The sequence below is a fragment of the Acidovorax sp. KPB24-03 genome (assembly GCF_057546605.1).
The window spans coordinates 1-1,087 of sequence record NZ_BAAJYR010000731.1; the positions used below are offsets into that span (position 1 = coordinate 1).

Here is a 1,087-nt window from a genome sequence, read left to right on the forward strand (position 1 = left end):
GGGTCGGGCAGCGGCTCGGGGCCGGGCGAGATGCGGGGGGGCATGGCGGCATCCGCCGCAGCACGGGGCGCGGACAGGGCGTTGCCGATGGCCTCGGCCGTGGTGGCCAGCGGCGCCTGCAACCGCTCGGGCTCCAGGTGGCCGCGGCGCAGCAGCAGCATGGTCTTCACGGCCGTGAGCTGGGCGAGCAACTGGTAGCAGTGCACCTGCAGCCGTTCCAGGGGTTCGAGCGGCGGGCGCACGGCGCGCGGCTCCGACAGCGACCGCTGCGTGGCCTGCACCAGGGCCGAGAGACTGTCGTAGGCCTCGCGCCGCGCCAGCCGCCAGGCCAGCTCGGGCGCGTTGTCCACGGCCTGCAATTGCCCCAGGGCCAGCGCCTCGCGCGCATGCAGCGCCTGAGCGGCCAGGGTGCGCGACACGAGGGCGGGGATCTGCGTGCGCTCCCACGAGGGCAGCACATAGGAAAACGCCCAGGCCACGCCGGTGCCGATCAGGGTATCGGCCAGCCGCTCGAACAGCGCGAAGGCCGTGCTGCTGCCCGCATGCAGCATGTGCGACTGCACCAGCCCGAGCACGGTGGCCGCCACCGCGGTGATGAGGTAGCGCCGCACGGCAAAGCCATGGGCCACGGCCTGCGCCAGCGTGAGGCACACGATCAGGCCCAGCGCGGTGGGGTGCATGGACAGCAGCCCCAGTGCCAGCACGCAGCCCAGCAGCGTGCCAGCCACACGGCTGTTGCGCCGCTCCAGGGTCTGCGCCAGGCTGCCGCGCAGCACCACCACGATGGTCAGCAAAATCCAGTAGGCGTGCGTGCCCCAGGGCAGTGCCTGCGCCACCGCGTAGCCCACGCCCATGGCCAGCGCCGCGCGGATGGCATGGCGCAGCGGCGGCGCATCCCAGCGCCACAGGCCGTTGAACGGATGCCACGACCACGCGGTGGGGCTCACGAACATCTGCCAGTTCGCGCGCACCACGGCCAGGTTGGGCTCGGCCTCGCCGCGGGCCAGGGCGATCATGCGCAGCGCCTCGTCGTTGATGTGGCCGATGCGGTCCGCCAGCCCGCGCGCCAGGAGGCGGGGGCGACGGG

Annotated in this window: 1 protein-coding gene; it reads right to left on the reverse strand. The window is 73.6% G+C overall.

What is annotated here, in order from left to right:
• Positions 1 to 1,087 (reverse strand): FUSC family protein (locus AC27KI_RS25580; protein ID WP_487116612.1); only part of this gene is annotated, 1,087 nt, incomplete at both ends.